This is a genomic window from Microbacterium sp. ET2 (assembly GCF_030347395.1).
Lineage (GTDB): Bacteria > Actinomycetota > Actinomycetes > Actinomycetales > Microbacteriaceae > Microbacterium > Microbacterium albipurpureum.
In genome coordinates this window covers 2,617,139-2,631,291 of sequence record NZ_CP128170.1, presented here as the reverse complement: position 1 = coordinate 2,631,291, position 14,153 = coordinate 2,617,139, and the positions used below count along the sequence as shown (strand labels likewise).

At 69.2% G+C, this 14,153-nt stretch carries 10 protein-coding genes; 5 read left to right on the top strand and 5 right to left on the bottom strand.

Features of this window, described 5'->3' with window-relative positions; genetic code table 11:
* Positions 1–113 precede the first annotated feature (113 nt).
* Positions 114–1,400: an ABC transporter substrate-binding protein gene (locus QSU92_RS12800; RefSeq protein ID WP_289262465.1), complete on the bottom strand. Its 1,287-nt coding sequence runs from the start codon at positions 1,398–1,400 to the stop codon at positions 114–116.
* Between the two features lie 186 nt (positions 1,401–1,586).
* Between QSU92_RS12800 and QSU92_RS12795 the strand changes: the two genes are divergently transcribed.
* The gene (locus QSU92_RS12795) at positions 1,587–2,336 is read left to right on the top strand and encodes an SDR family oxidoreductase (protein WP_289262463.1); all 750 of its coding nucleotides are present in this window, start codon (positions 1,587–1,589) and stop codon (positions 2,334–2,336) included.
* A gap of 3 nt (positions 2,337–2,339) precedes the next feature.
* Here the strand turns inward: QSU92_RS12795 and rarD are convergent, their stop codons facing one another.
* Together rarD and groES are read right to left on the bottom strand one after the other, a co-directional pair.
* On the bottom strand, positions 2,340–3,269 hold the full coding sequence (gene rarD / locus QSU92_RS12790) for an EamA family transporter RarD (RefSeq protein WP_289265900.1): 930 nt from the start codon (positions 3,267–3,269) through the stop codon (positions 2,340–2,342).
* Between the two features lie 171 nt (positions 3,270–3,440).
* On the bottom strand, positions 3,441–3,749 hold the full coding sequence (gene groES, locus QSU92_RS12785; protein WP_289262461.1) for a co-chaperone GroES: 309 nt from the start codon (positions 3,747–3,749) through the stop codon (positions 3,441–3,443).
* A gap of 318 nt (positions 3,750–4,067) precedes the next feature.
* Here groES and QSU92_RS12780 point away from each other — a divergent pair, with 318 nt between their 5' ends.
* The 4 genes from QSU92_RS12780 to QSU92_RS12765 all read left to right on the top strand — a co-directional run bounded on the left by QSU92_RS12780 (position 4,068) and on the right by QSU92_RS12765 (position 9,560).
* A complete protein-coding gene (locus tag QSU92_RS12780; protein ID WP_289262459.1) occupies positions 4,068–6,179 on the top strand; it encodes an Hsp70 family protein in 2,112 nt (703 codons plus the stop codon).
* A 15-nt stretch (positions 6,180–6,194) separates the two neighbouring features.
* Positions 6,195–8,192 (top strand): ATP-binding protein, encoded by a 1,998-nt coding sequence (locus tag QSU92_RS12775; RefSeq protein WP_289262457.1) that lies wholly within the window; start codon positions 6,195–6,197, stop codon positions 8,190–8,192.
* The gene (locus QSU92_RS12770; protein ID WP_289262455.1) at positions 8,186–8,725 is read left to right on the top strand and encodes a helix-turn-helix transcriptional regulator; all 540 of its coding nucleotides are present in this window, start codon (positions 8,186–8,188) and stop codon (positions 8,723–8,725) included. Before QSU92_RS12775 ends, QSU92_RS12770 begins: the two co-directional genes overlap by 7 nt.
* A 121-nt stretch (positions 8,726–8,846) precedes the next feature.
* A complete protein-coding gene (locus QSU92_RS12765) occupies positions 8,847–9,560 on the top strand; it encodes an IniB N-terminal domain-containing protein (protein ID WP_289262452.1) in 714 nt (237 codons plus the stop codon).
* A gap of 1,025 nt (positions 9,561–10,585) precedes the next feature.
* Here QSU92_RS12765 and QSU92_RS12760 read toward each other — a convergent pair.
* The gene (locus tag QSU92_RS12760; RefSeq protein ID WP_289262450.1) at positions 10,586–12,205 is read right to left on the bottom strand and encodes a dynamin family protein; all 1,620 of its coding nucleotides are present in this window, start codon (positions 12,203–12,205) and stop codon (positions 10,586–10,588) included.
* Positions 12,202–14,109, bottom strand: a complete 1,908-nt coding sequence (locus tag QSU92_RS12755; protein WP_289262448.1) for a dynamin family protein — start codon at positions 14,107–14,109, stop codon at positions 12,202–12,204. Before QSU92_RS12755 ends, QSU92_RS12760 begins: the two co-directional genes overlap by 4 nt.
* Between the last annotated feature and the right edge of the window lie 44 nt (positions 14,110–14,153).

Below are 14,153 nucleotides of genomic sequence, written 5' to 3'. Positions count from 1 at the left end.
CGACCCCGCGGGCGGCGCGTGCACCCCGGCGCGTGACGAGTGCACCTTCGCGCCGCACGAGAACGGGCCCCGGAGTCGATGAACTCCGGGGCCCGTTGCCGTATCAGGCTGAATCAGCCCTCGTACGCCGAGTAGGTGTTGTCCTCGCCGTACTGGTAGATGCCGATCGACGCCTCGGTCGGGTCGCCGACCTCGTCGAAGGTGATCGGACCCGAGATGCCGTCATAGTCGGCCGTGCCGCCACCGAGGATGATCTCCGCGCACTCCTGGTAGGTGGTGCAGGTCTCACCATCGCCCTCGCCACCGGACACGGTGATGAGGTTCTCGGCGATGTCGGCGGGGTCGGTCGAACCCGCGGCGAGCGACGCGAGCGCCAGCAGGACGACCGCGTCGAACGACTCGGCGGCGTAGCTGTACTCGGTCAGGGCGGGCAGACCCTCGGCCTCGACCCACTCGTCGAGCGATCCGGTGAAGTCGCCGATCGCGTCGATCGACAGACCGGGCAGGGTGCCCTTCGCGCCGGCGAGGGCGCCCGGGTCGAGCTCCTCGCTGAAGTCGGACAGGTTGCCGTCGACGAAGTACAGCTTGTCGGCGGGGAACGAGCCGAGCAGACCCGGGAGGATCGTCGTGACCTCTTCGAACGTGATCAGGGCGATCGCGTCGGGGTCGGCGGCGAGCACCTCGGAGATCTGCGCGTCGAAGTTCGTGTCACCGGTGTTGTACGTCGGTGCCGCGACGACCTCGCCGCCGGCCGCCTCGAAGGCTTCCGTGACGTAACCGGCGAGACCGGTGCCGTACGAGTCGTTCAGGACGATCATGCCGAGGGTCTGGTTGCCGTCCTCGGCGATCAGGTTGCCGAGAACCTCGCCCTGCAGCACGTCGGAGGGGGCGGTGCGGAAGTACAGCCCGTTGTCGTCGTACGAGGTGAACGCGTCGGAGGTGTTGGCCGGCGAGAACTGGATGACGCCGGCGCCCACGACCTGGTCGATGAACTGCAGCGAGGTGCCCGACGAGGCGGCGCCGATGATGGCCGAGACGTCCTCACCGAGGAGGCGGGGGATCTCGGTCTCATAGGCCTTGTTGTCGGTGTCACCCGAGTCGCCGTAGACGACGTCGATCGTCAGACCGGTCTCCTCCGACACCTCGTTGATCTGCGAGGCGGCGTAGCCGACACCGGCTTCTTCCGGCGGGCCGAGGAAGGCGAGGTTGCCGGTCTGCGGCAGCGCCGTTCCGATCGTGAGGGCGAGTTCTTCGCCGGGTGCCGCGGCAGACGGCTCGGCGCTGTCGCCACCGGTGTCGCCGCCTCCGCCGGAACATCCGGCGAGGACGAGGGCGCTGGCGCCTGCGAGCGCGACGGCACCGAGGACGGTGCGCTTGCGCGAGCGAGTGAAGACGCTCATGTTGCTCCTTGCTGTGTAAGGGTGCGAAACGGCTCGGGAAAGCCGCTTCCAGTGGGACAAACCTAATCGCGAACCGGTCTCGTCAATGTTGCCGTTCGTTAACGATCTGTAACGCTTGCGCGGGGGCCCAGCGGCACTGTGCAACATGAAGGCGCGAATCGCGCATCAGGGTGCAGGATGACACCCATGGCACGCATCACGGTCGTCGGTGGCACCGGTCTCATCGGACGCAAGGTGATGGCGCGGCTGCGGGCCGCCGGGCACGACGCACGTGCGGCCTCCCCCTCCACCGGGGTCGACCTCGTCACGGGCGCGGGTCTGGACGACGCCCTCGCCGGGTCATCCGTCGTCATCGATGTGTCCAAGCCCCGCACCTACGACCCCGACGCGGTGTGGCGCCACTTCGACCTCGCCACGCGCACCCTCGCCGACGCAGAGGCGCGGGCAGGCGTCATCCATCATGTCGCCCTGTCGGCGGTGGGAACCGAGCGCGATCCTCAGCCGATCCCCTTCTACCGTGCCAAGGCGCACGGCGAGACGATTCTGCGCGACTCGGGGGTGCCGTTCTCGATCGTGCGTGCGACGCAGTTCTTCGAGTTCGGTGCGCAGATCGGCGCGCAGGCGAGCACCGGCGGGACGGATGCCGCGCGCGTGGCCGACGCGGAGGTGCAGCCGATCGCGGGCGACGACGTCGCCGCGGTGCTCGCCGGTCTCGTGGACGAGCCTCCGTCCGGCGGCGCCGCCGAGATCGCGGGGCCCGAGGTGATGCCACTCGCCGTTTTCGTCTCACGCTGCCTGTCCGCGACCGGCGACGACCGGACCGTCGTCGCCGACCCGCGTGCGCTCTACTTCGGCGCCGTCATCGACCGGGACGAACTGCTCCCCGGCGAGGACGCCTGGATCTCGCCCACCCGGCTGGGCGACTGGCTGGAGTGACTCTCAGGTCACCGCGCCGACATCCGACACCCCGCGCCGCGCGTGACGGATCGAGTCGACGGTCAGCACGACCAGGGCGATCCAGACGAGGCTGAAGCCGATCCACCGCTCGAGCGGCATCGGCTCGCCCAGGAGGAACGCCCCGGTGAGGAACTGCAGGATGGGCGCGACGAACTGCAGCAGACCGATGAGGCTGAGCGGAACGCGCCGTGCGCCGGAGGCGAAGAAGAGAAGGGGCGTGGCGGTCACGACGCCCGCCAGCGACAGCAGCACGGCGTGCCAGATGCCCGCCGTCCCCATCGTGATGCCCGAGGTGAGTCCGACGCTCACGAGGACGACGATCGCGACGGGGGTGAGCCACAGGGTCTCGAGCGTCAGACCGCTCACCGCGTCCACCGACGGCCCGATCTGCTTCTTCACCAGCCCGTAGAGGCCAAAGGAGAACGCCAGCGACAACGCGATCCACGGGAAGGCGCCGTAGCCGACGGCGATGACGATGCAGGCGATCGCGGCGATCGCGAGCGCGATCCACTGCGTGATCCGCAGGCGCTCCCGCAGCACCACGACGCCCAGCAGCACAGTGACGATGGGGTTGATGAAGTACCCCAGGCTCGTCTCGATCACGTGCCCCGTGAGGGCGGCGATGAGGAAGACCTGCCAGTTGATGTAGATCAGGATGCCGGCGACCGCCGTCCACAGCAGCAGCCGGCGGGTGCGCAGGATGACGAGGAACTTCCCCCAGCCGCGCGTGACCGCGAGGAGCACCGCGCAGAACAGCAGTGACAGCAGGATGCGCCACGCGACGACCTCGAACGCGCCCGTCGGCTCCAGGAGGAGGAAGTAGAGCGGCAGGAAACCCCAGATCAGGTAGGCGGCCAGCGCATACACGGCGCCGAGGGTGCGTTCGCGCGTCGGATCCGCGGCTGGGGTGATTCTTCCCGTTGATTCGGCCGTCTCGCGCGTCACCGGCTCAGCCTACGCGCGCGCGGCGCGACGGATGTCGGGCCGCTCGCTCATCCGTGGCCTGCTCCGCCGCGAGAGACGCGAAACGGGGGCCGGATGCCGAAGCATCCGACCCCCGTGGAGTGTGTCGCTGGGACGAACTCAGCGGACGACGACCGCCAGCACGTCGCGGGCGGAGAGGACGAGGAAATCGTCCGCGCCGAACTTGACCTCGGTGCCGCCGTACTTGGAGTAGATCACGCGGTCGCCGACGGCGACATCGAGCGGGATCCGGTTGCCGTTGTCGTCGATCCGGCCCGGTCCGACGGCGACGACCTCGCCCTCCTGGGGCTTCTCCTTTGCGGTGTCGGGAATGACCAGACCGCTCGAAGTGGTCTGCTCGGCCTCGACCTGCTTGATGACGATGCGGTCCTCGAGCGGCTTGATGGAAACCTGAGTGGAAACCGTCACGGTCTACCTCTTCTTTCTTGAGATGAAGACTGGTTAGCACCCACACCTTGAGAGTGCTAATCCAGTGTAGGCAAACCGTTGGCACTCCCGCAACGTGAGTGCCAGATTCGAAGGGCGCACAGTAGCAGGTCGTGGCCATCGGGGAAACGGTCGCCCGACGGCCCTAGAGATGGTCCACAGTGGTGTGTATCATCCGAAGTGGGACGCCGCTCTCAACGTCGAGACCTCTCGATGGTGAGCAATGCGGCAGACAGAGTCGGATTTGGGGCTGGAACCTGGGGAGGTTCCGGAAACGACTCTCTTGGGGGAGATGAGAACTTGGCTACTGGGGCTACGTATTTTCTGGGGATCGACGTCGGAACGACGCGGATCGCTGCGGCAACGGCGCGCACGGCGCCTGACGGCAGCATCGTCGCGGCACCGTTCCCGTTGGGTCGCCGCAACGACAGCGCCGCCACGGTGGTGTTCGTCGCCGATGACGGCGAGCTGCTGATCGGCGACGCCGCCGAACGTCGCGGCATCACGCAGCCCGAGCGACTCGTGCGCGAATTCAAGCGCAGCATCGGGGACGATGTGCCGGTGGTTGCCGGCGGACGCTCGATCCCGGCCGAGAAGCTGTGGGCGCACACTGTGTCCGCCGTGGTCGACGCCGTCGTCGAACGCGAGGGCTCCCGCCCCGCCGCGGTGATGCTCACCCACCCCACCGCGTGGGGCCCGCACCGCATCGGCCTCATCCTGTCGGCGCTCGACAAGCTGGGCGTCAAGGACGTCCACCTGATCACCGAGCCCGAAGCAGCGGCCCGGCACTACGAGTCGGGCCGGGTCATGGAGGCCGGGCAGGCCCTCGCCGTCTACGACCTCGGCGGCGGCACCTTCGACTCCGTCATCCTGCGCAAGAGCGCCGACGGCTCTTTCGCCCCCGTGGGCATCCCGGTCGGCATCGACAACCTCGGCGGCGCCGACTTCGACGACGCCGTCTTCCGGCACGTGCTCCGCTCCTCGGGTGTCGCCGAGGCCGATCTCAATGACGCCGACCCCGACATCCGGCTCGCGCTGGCGCAGCTGCGCCGCGAATGCGTCGAGGCCAAGGAAGCCCTGTCGTTCGACTCCGACGTCACCGTGCCGGTGCTGCTCCCCTCCGGGGCGACGAGCGTGCGCCTCACGCGCCAGGAGTTCGAGGAGATGATCGACGGCTCGATCGAGCGCACGATCGACACTCTCGAGGACGGTCTGGACTCGGCCGGTCTCGAGCCCGAGGCACTCGAGAGCATCCTGCTCATCGGCGGTTCCTCTCGGATCCCGCTCGTGGCCGAGCGCCTGTCCGAGCGGCTCGACCGACCGATCGCGATCGACGCCGACCCCAAGTCATCCATCGCCCTGGGTGCGGCCCGCGCCCTCGTGCCGGCCACGGCGGAGGAGTCGGCCACGACGCTCGCGCTCGTTCCCGTGGGCGCTGCGGCCGGCGCGGCGGGCGCACTGGCGACGACGGATGCGGCGGCTGCCGCCACGACCGACCTCGCGGTATTCGACCCCAAGACCCCTGCGGAGCAGAAGGCAGCGCGCCGCTGGTACCAGCGCGTGCCGGCCGTCGCCGCGGCCGGAGCGGGCGCCCTCGTCATCGCCACGGGCCTGGTCTTCGCCAGCGCCGGGGGGCTCGGCGCCGGCACGTTCGACGCCGCCGCTTCCACCGAGAATCTGCGCGAGTGGGTCGACGTGCCGCTCACGCCGTCGCCGGCCGCCGTCGCCGAACTTCCGACGTCTGAGCCGATGGCCGCTGCTCAGCCACAGGCCAAGCAGGACCGTGGCTCGAGCCAGTCGAAGCCGAAGGCGACCAACCAGCGCAAGCAGGCCGCTGAGCGCAACGCCGCGACGCGCCCGCCGGCTGCGAAGCCGGCCGCGAGCCAATCACCCACCTCGGGGAAGCCGTCATCGCCGAAGCCCTCGCAGTCGAGCGGGGGTGGTAGCAGCACCCCAACGGGCGGCACCGGCGGCAGCACTGGCGGCACCGGCGGAACCGGCGGAACCGGTGGCGACACCGGTGGGACTGGTGGCGACACCGGCGGGACCGGTGGGACTGGTGGCGACACCGGTGGGACTGGTGGGGACACCGGCGGGACCGGTGGGGACACCGGCGGGACCGGTGGCGACACCGGCGGAACTGGTGGCGACACCGGCGGAACCGGAGGCGACACCGGCGGAACCGGAGGCGACACCGGCGGAACCGGAGGCGACACCGGCGGAACCGGAGGCGACACCGGCGGGACCGGAGGCGACACCGGCGGGACCGGAGGCGACACCGGCGGGACCGGAGGCGACACCGGTGGAACCGGAGGGGACACCGGTGGAACCGGTGGCGACACCGGCGGGACGGTGACGCCTTCGTCGTCGCCGTCAGCATCGGCAACGGCTGACCCGCCGATCGCCGAGTAATCGGTGAGCACTCCGATGACGACTCTGCTGAACAGCTCGTCGGACACCCGGACCGCCTCGATGATGCCCCGCGCCCTTCACGCACTGACCGCGTTGCACGCCGTCGTCGCGACGGATCGGCCCGTCCGCGCCGCCATCGTGGGAGGCTCCGGCTCGGGAAAGACCGACGCCCTTCGCTTCCTCCACTCTCAGCTCGAAGCCGATGACCGGCCGGTCAGGCTGCTGTCCGCACGCGATCGCATCTCCACCATCCCCGACGACGTTGCCCTCCTGGTCGATGACGCCCACACCCTCGACCCGGCACGTCTGTCGCAGCTGATCGATCGCGCCCACCGCCCCGATGCGGCCGTGGTGATCGCGTACCGCTCCTGGCCGGCTCCATCGGAACTGGTCGAGCTGACCCGCGCGGTAGAACGCAGTGCGCCGGCGATCCTCCTCGGCGAAGTGACCCTCGCCGAGCTTCGCGAGCTCCTCCCCGATGCCACAGGAGAGTGCGAGGAGCGCATCCTCGGCATGACCGGCGGTATCGCCTGGCTGGTCTTCGAGTGTGCGCAGGCGCACGCCGCCCTGGCCTACGACGGGCGCGACTGCGGTGACGACGACGCCCACGCCGACGTGACGCGCGCCCTGATGCGCCGGATCAGCCACCGTCTCGACACGGTGTCGCCGCGCCTGCGGCGCCGGATCGAGTCGCTGAGTCTGGGCCTGAGTGACAACGAGGGCGACGATCGCGAGGCGCAGGCCGAGCTCTCTGCCGAGGGCCAGGCCGAGGGCCTGCTCCTGCACAACGGGCGCCCCGCTCCGGTCGTTGCGATGACTGCGCGCGCCAGCGTGCCGGTCGATCGGCTGGTCGATCTCGTCGAAGCCGGGACCCTCGACCTCATTCCCGGTTCCGACATCGCCACGAGCCTCGACGGGATCGTCGACCCGCTCCTAGGCGACCGCCTCGCCGCCCGCGCTCGCCGCGAGGTGGTTCGGGATCCGCGGCTGGCCGTCACCCTCTTCGAGTACGCGATCCGCTGCGGCTCCGACCCACACGTCTTCGCCGCGTCCCACGCGCATGCGCTGTGGGCCGCGGGGGACGTCGATGCCGCGGGGGCCCTTCTCGATGAGGTCGCCGGCGACGGCGGCGGCGGTTCGGACCTCTCACCGACTGACCATGATCTTCTCGCCGACGCGGTTGCGGCCACCTGGGCCGACCGCGGACTGATGTCGCTCGCGCACCAGAGTTACCTCGCCGTCCCCCCGCTCTCCCCTGCGGCAAAGACGAGAGCTCTGGTCACGGCGGCGGGCGCTGGGTCGGCCGTCCAGAACGGGGATCCGGCGCCGGATGCCCCGGGCGCGGCCGGCTCGGCGCCATCGGCCAACGGCGTCGCGATGCAGCTGTGGGCACGGGGCCTGCGCGCCTCCCTGCAGGCCTCGCACTCGCGCAGTGCCCTCGACGATCTTCGGAGGGCATCGGAGCTGGCGAACGCCGGTCACGATACGTCGCCGACCACCGAGCTGCCCGCGGTCGTGGCCGCCATCGTCGCCATCGGTCTCGGGGATGTCACCGCGGCGCACGCCGTCCTCGATGACGCGTTGCGCGCGCGACAGGGAGGTGCCCGCTGGCTTCCGCACCTTCAGCTGTGGAATGCGTGGGTCGCGCTTCAGCGGGAACAGCCGGCCGACGCACGCGCTCTGCTCGCCGCGGCGACCGCCGGCACCCGCCTGTCAGCGCGCGACGACCTCATCGCCGCAGCGATCTCGGTGGGCCTTGCCCGCCGTTACGACGACACTCCGACGCTCGAAGCGACGTGGGAATCGGTGAAATCGCGCGCGACCCGGCCTGAGATCGACCTGTACCTGCTGTTGCCCCTCGGTGAGCTGGTGATCGTGGCAGCACGTCTGGGCGACACGCACTGGACGCAAGCGGCTTTCGATCGCGGTCTGGCTCTCGTCGCTGACCTCGGTGAGCCGTCGCTGTGGTCGGCCCCCTGCACTGGGCGGGTATACAGCGGGGGATCATGCTGAGCCGGCCGGACGATCTCGCACCGCACGCCCGAGCCCTGGTGGCCGCCTCGTCGCGGAACCCGTTGGCCGCCAAGATGTCGCACGCCGGCCGGGTGTGGACTTCCGTCCTCGCGGGGCAGGTCGACGCCGACGCGGTCGAAGAGGCTGCGCGAGGGCTCGCCTCGGTGGGTCTCGCCTGGGACGGCGCTCGGCTCGCGGGGCACGGCTCCCGCCGGTCGGAGGATCGCAAGGTCAGTTCGCGCCTTCTCGCCTGCGCCCGTGAGCTGCACCCGCGCGAGGCTCCGCGCTCAGCAGATGCGGAGTCGCACACGGCAGCCGCCCGGACGACGACCTCGAGCCCTCTGAGCGAACGCGAACGCGAGGTCGCCGAGCTCGTCCTCCAGGGCAAGACCTATGCAGAGATCGGCAAGGAGATCTTCATCTCACCGCGAACGGCCGAGCATCACATGGCGCAGATCAAGCGACGCCTGGGTGCCTCGTCGCGGTCGGACCTCATCGCAAAACTGCGCGTCACCCTGGGGGCGACCGGGTGAGCGAATGCATATCGGGGCAACCCCGTAGAACCCCCAAGACTTTTCGGGCTAACCCCCGATTTCAGACCGAAGACCACCGCATAGCCTCTGTAAAGAGTCTCACAGAGACAGGAGCCGACTTATGACTACCCCGCTGGCGACCATCGCCGATGCACTGATCGAGTTCATTTTGAGCTTGCTGAACGATCCTGACGCAGCAGCCGAATATGACGCCAACCCCGAGGCCGCTCTCGCCAGCGCCGGCCTCGCCGAGTGCACCGCGGAAGACGTTCGGGCTGTCGCCCCGATCATCGTCGACCGCCCCGACGTGCACCCGACGCCCCACCCGAACCCTCCCGGCCCCGGCCCCAAGCCGCCGGTCGAGAAGGAGATCTGGAACATCGCCAACAACTTCCACATCGACAACCGGGCGACAGTGGTCGACCAGTCGGTGAACCAGAACATCTGGGCGAACGGCGACGTCAATCAGATCTTCGACCAGGAAGCCGTCATCGCCAGTGGCGACCAGGCCACGGCTGCCGGCGAGGACGCCTCGGTCGACAACTCCGAGACCGACGTCGAGGTCGGCGATGTCGCCATCGGCAACGAGGAGACGAACGTCGACATCACGGATTCGTTCGACGACGAGTCGACGAACACCGAGAACGACGTCACTGTCGTGGCCGACGAGTCGTTCAACGACGAGTCCACCAACGTCGACGCCGACGTCTCGGCCGACAACTCGTTCAACGACACCACCGAGGTCGTGGTCGAGGAGTCGTACGACTACGACAACAGCGGCAACATCGCCTCCGACGACGCCGTCGTCTACACCGAGGAGACCGACCAGCCGTAACGGTCTCCCCGTAAGGTTCTTCTGTGACCGACGATCAGAAGCCCCCTCAGCCGCGCGCCGATGCCCCAAGCCGGCGCGCGGCTGAGGATTCTTTCGTGGACGATGTCCTCGCCCAGCACGCGGCGACGGAGAAGAAGCGCCGGGCCCGTCAGCGTCCGGCGAATACGGTGCCCAACCAGGCACCGACGCCGGAGGCTCAAATGCAGGGACAGATTCCTCCGCAGAGCGGCGGCGATCCACGACCAGCAGGTCAGGTGCCTTCGTCAGCGCCCCAGGGACAGCAGCGCCCGCAGGGTCAACAGCGCGCTCAGGGTCAGCAGGCGCCCGGTCAGGGGCAGCAGCGCCCGCAGGGGCAGCAGGCGCCCGGTCAAGGGCAGCAGCGCCCGCTCGGACAGCAACGCCCGCAGGGGCAACAGCCTCCTCAGCGACCTCCGCAGGGTGCCAAGCCCTACCCCGGGCAACCGCCGGCGCGCTCCGGCGCGACTCTCGGCCGCATCCAACCGGTGCAGGTTCCCGTGAGCCAGGCGAAGTTCGCCCCGGGCTCACAGCAACAGCAGCCGGTTCCGCTCTACACCGATCCCGACCCGCAGCAGCAGGGCCCGGTCGTCTCCACCCCGCGACGCGGCTTCCAGCCGAAGCGCGATGCCCCGGAGCGCCCGGCGCTGGTCAACCCCTCCGCGGCGCCCGTGATGGCGAAGGCACCGCCGCCCTTCACCGTACGCATGGCGCAGTTCCTGTGGGTCCTGAGCTTCGCCGTCGGCCTGGTCGCCATTGTGTTCTACTTCGTCATCCGCGAGGATCAGTTGCCGCTCATCCAGGACGTCATCCGCGGCGTCAGCGAAGGACGAGATGACGCAACCTACGAAGCGGCGGCCGACATCCTCTTCTGGTCGGTCTTCGGCATTATGGTGACGATCCTGCTCTTCCAGGTCGCGCAGCTGGTGTCCTTCTCCGGACGCAAGCCCAACATCCGATGGTGGCAGTTGGGCACGACCCTCGTCATGGGAGTCGTCTACCTGATCGCCCTAGAGTTTGTCGGGACCGGAGAGTACGGAGCCATGCTCGAGCAGCTCTTCATCGCCCAGGCGGGGCTCGCCGTCCTCGCTCTGCTCTTCAGCACCTTCCCCAACGCGCTGCGCTGGACGGCCCGTCGAGTCGACGTCCGCCCCGCGGGCGGGGCCGAGGACTTCTGACGCGATCTCCTCGAGGCTGCGGATGACGACACGGCAGACTTCGACGGCAGCCCGCTCGGTCAACGGCGATTGGCTGAGGGAGCGCCAGTAGGCGAGTTGCGTGTCGGCCTCTTCGCGCACGGTCTCGTCGGGCGCCTCGTCGTCGAGCCCCAGCCGCGCGGTCGGGGTCACGCCCTGCCCGCCGATGATCCGCTCGGCTTTCGCCGAATCAGACGCGCGCAGCGGGAGGCCGGACGCCCGCGCTTGGGACAGCAGCGAAAGCTCGCGAAGGGTGTGAGCAGTGGCGCGGATGCGCTCGATACCGGCGAGGATGGACTGCGTCCCCTCCCGCGGGTCCTCACGGATCGTCTGCTCCAGCCCATCGAGGACTCCACGGACTTTCAGGTCTGCGCCGCGCGTGCGGAACTGCTCCCGCACGAATCCCTGGAGCTCGTTCAGTCCGCTGTGCTGGACCAGCTCGGCAGCGACATCCGTCGACGTCGACGCTCCACCACGGATCAGGGCGACGGCGAGGCGCACGCCGAAGATGCCGAAACGCGCCAACAGGTCTTTGCGCACCTTCTCACTGAGGGACGTCAGGTCCGACGGGCGAGCGAACCGATCGGCGGAGACCATGAGCCGCTCGCGGTCGTCGCGGGGCAGGGCTGCCAGTTCCTTGAAGGCGGAGTACTCGCTCTCCCGGAGCGTCTTGGCACTCTCGGCGAGGAGGCCCGCGACGGGCACCACGCCCAGAGACAGGGAGGCCAGATCGCCGTCCTTCTCGTACCGCCGCGCCACCTTCTGCGCCGAGAGCATCGAGTCGATGCGTCCGGAGCCGATCTCGTCGGCACGCGAGAGCACAGCCACCGCGTTGACCGTCTCGGATGACCCCGCCGCCGTGTCGCGGAAGGACTCGAGGAACTTCAGGTCCGACGCGTGGAGGTGCCTCATCAGGTAGATGATCGCGTCCGCCGAAGAGGGGCGCGCTTCCGGAACGAGGAACGCGGTCGACCGTGCCGAGACGTCCGTCGACAGCGAGGCGATCCCGGGGGTATCGATGAGGATCATTGAGCGGAGGCCCGTCGACGGCCAGCCGACATCGATCCAGGCCACTTCCTCGGCCGCGATGCCGTCGAGCTCGAGAACCAGACGCCCGGCCTCACGCTTGATCGGCATCCGACGCGGCTCCCCCTCGTGAGGGTGCAGCGTGATGCTCGGGGTCGTGGAGTACCGGTACCAGGTCACCACCCGCGTGCACTCGCCGGCGTCCGTCGGCGCCAGCTTCTCGCCGAGGATGGCGTTCAGCAGCGTGGATTTGCCGGCCTTCACCATGCCGGCCAGGGCGAGCCGCAAGGGCTCATGCAGCCGCCGGTGCAGGTCCTCGAGGGCCGTCCGGGTGGCGGACGACTCGTCGTAGATCTCCAGGGCCGACGCGAGCAGCTTCGCTGCGTCGTCGCGAACCGTGCTCGTCACCGTCGCACAGTCTCCAGCTGCTTGATGGGGGGCACGCTGGGGATCTTCGAGCGCACCGTCTCGATCTGGGCGATCTGCGCCTGCAGCTGCTTGACCCGCTGATCCTGGTTCGCCGAGAACGAGCCGGCGGCCTGCTTGGCGGCGAGGACCGCCTCCGACAGCGAGCGGTGCAGCTCGTCGGCGATGCTGCCGAAGTGGTCGCGCGCCCCACGCTGGACCATCCGAAGGCGGTCCTTCAACTGCTTGGAGACCTGGAAGATCACCTCGTCGATGTGCCTGCGGACGATGTTCTTCGCCTCGAACCGGCGCCGCGAAAGACGGTTGCCCATGTCCTCCCGGTATGCGCGACGCCCCACGAGGACGCCGGCGAGGAGGGAGAGCGGGTTGATCAGCGACAGCCCGATGAGTCCGGTGGCGAGTCCGACCATCAGCACGCCGCCGTAGGAACCGCGCACCCCGATGAAGATCTTCTCGGCGGCGCCGAGGGTGCCCGGGTCGAGATGGGAGATCTGATCGACCGGGTCGAGCACGCCCGCCGTGTCGGCGACGTACACGAGCGGGATCTCGGTCTCGCCCTCCTGGAAGAGATCGGCGACCTCCTCGCAGAGCCAGCGCGACCGCTCATCGGTCCAGACGAATGTCTCGGACACGGCGGCGGAGATGCGCTGATCGAGCCACTCGGTCATCTGATCCCAGATGGGGCCGGGGTCGCCCTCGTCGATGGCGTTCTCGGCCTCGCGCTGCACCCGGCGGAGCCGGTCGCGCAGGTCGTGCTCCATATCGGAGATGAGGTCGGCGACGCCGTCGTTCAGCGCGGTCTGCCACTTCGAGGAGCGCCCGCGGAACTCCTCGGCCCGCGCCTTTGCGTCTTCGAGCTGGGCGATCATCCGCGGGGTGTCTTCAGGGTGCAGGATGGCGCTCAGTTCCGTATTGAGCGACATCTTGAGCTGGTCGACGACGGAGACGAGGTCGTGGACGGCTGACCGGGCCTGGATGTCCTCGGCACGGCCGAGGACATCGCGGCGCAGGTGGGAGACGAGCGCGGGGAACCCTGACTCGTCGTTGAGCTCCCGGTCCTGCATCTGCGCCGCCATGAGACGCAGGTCGCTGGAGACGGAGAACACCGGCACGTCGCCGACGTCGCCGAGATGCCCACGATCGATCTGCTCGATCTCGCGCCAGTGAGGGTAGAGGTCGGTCTTCGCGATGACGGCGGCCACGTTCGGCGACACGCGCATCGCGTGGCGGAGGAACTGCACCTCGGGCTCGGTGTACTCCTGCGAGGCGTCGGACACCAGGAGCACCGCGTGCGCACTCGAGAGCGCCGCAAGCGTCGTCAGCGCGTTGGAGGAGTCGAGCCCGCCGACGCCGGGAGAGTCGACGAGGCGCAGGCCGCCCTTCAGGAGCTCACGGGGCAGCGCCACCTCGGCGCCGACGATCTGCTGCTCGTTCTGCGGGTTGCCCTTCTCGGACACGTAGTCGGCGAGATTCTCGAGGGGAACCGCCAGCCGCTCGACGACACCGGGCTCGCCCTCCTTTTGCGTGACGACCCAGGCGCCGGGAGTCTCGGAGTACCCCACGGCGGTCGGCACGCTGGTGGCGACATCGTCGTCGACGGGGCAGACCGGGGCATTCACGAGGGCGTTGATGAGCTTGCTCTTGCCCTTCTTGAACTCCCCCACGACGATGACGCGGACGTTCGGGTCCTCGAGGCGATCACGGGTGTGATGCAGCCGGTCGGCGAGATCGCTGCGGCCGGCTGATTGCGCCAGGATCCCGATGTTGTCGACCAGGCTGACCAGGTTCTTCCCGGTCTCGCTCTGCGCCATCGGCGGCAGTGCGACATCCTGACTCTGCTGCCCTCGGCTCGCCGCGACGCTGCCGCCGTTCGTGTTACTCGTCACGCATCCCCCTTGGTCGTGCATCCCCACTCACACGCTACGCCAAT

Excerpts from the sequence above, each read along its gene's own strand:
- QSU92_RS12765 (WP_289262452.1), top strand. The coding sequence starts at position 8,847 with ATGACTACCCCGCTGGCGACCATCGCCGATGCACTGATCGAGTTCATT.
- QSU92_RS12795 (WP_289262463.1), top strand. The coding sequence starts at position 1,587 with ATGGCACGCATCACGGTCGTCGGTGGCACCGGTCTCATCGGACGCAAG.
- QSU92_RS12775 (WP_289262457.1), top strand. The coding sequence starts at position 6,195 with ATGACGACTCTGCTGAACAGCTCGTCGGACACCCGGACCGCCTCGATG.
- QSU92_RS12800 (WP_289262465.1), bottom strand. The coding sequence starts at position 1,400 with ATGAGCGTCTTCACTCGCTCGCGCAAGCGCACCGTCCTCGGTGCCGTC.
- QSU92_RS12770 (WP_289262455.1), top strand. The coding sequence starts at position 8,186 with ATGCTGAGCCGGCCGGACGATCTCGCACCGCACGCCCGAGCCCTGGTG.